Here is a 502-nt window from a genome sequence, read left to right as displayed (position 1 = left end):
GGGTAACCTTTGGAGCCAGCCGCCGAAGGTGGGGCCAATGATTGGGGTGAAGTCGTAACAAGGTAGCCGTATCGGAAGGTGCGGCTGGATCACCTCCTTTCTAAGGATAATTACGGAACACCTTTTTTAAAGGTGCTAAAAAACATACTGTGTTGTTTGGTTCAGTTTTGAGGGATTAATGTCCTCAAACACAACCTTTTTAGAATGGGCCTGTAGCTCAGCTGGTTAGAGCGCACGCCTGATAAGCGTGAGGTCGGTGGTTCGAGTCCACTCAGGCCCACCATTCTTTACAAGGGGCCTTAGCTCAGCTGGGAGAGCGCCTGCTTTGCACGCAGGAGGTCAGCGGTTCGATCCCGCTAGGCTCCACCATAATAATATGTACCTTGAAAACTAGATAAGAGTATGACAAGACATCAAACAAAAACCAACGCGCTTTTAAAGCGTTAAGCATAGTAAGTAATATAGTTAAGTGAAGAAGGGCGCACGGTGGATGCCTTGGCAC

The 502-nt window shown here is 48.4% G+C and carries 2 tRNA genes and 1 rRNA gene; all 3 read left to right on the top strand.

Annotation, left to right across the window (positions count from 1 at the left end):
* Positions 1-100 (top strand): 16S ribosomal RNA (locus tag ACTWP4_RS22555); the annotation flags it as partial.
* A gap of 106 nt (positions 101-206) precedes the next feature.
* Positions 207-283, top strand: a tRNA-Ile gene (locus tag ACTWP4_RS22550).
* A gap of 10 nt (positions 284-293) precedes the next feature.
* Positions 294-369: transfer RNA gene (locus tag ACTWP4_RS22545), tRNA-Ala, on the top strand.
* The last annotated feature ends 133 nt before the right edge of the window (positions 370-502 follow it).

This window comes from Gracilibacillus sp. D59 (assembly GCF_052246695.1).
In the GTDB taxonomy this organism is placed as follows: domain Bacteria; phylum Bacillota; class Bacilli; order Bacillales; family Amphibacillaceae; genus Gracilibacillus.
This window is presented reverse-complemented; position numbering and strand designations above follow the sequence as displayed.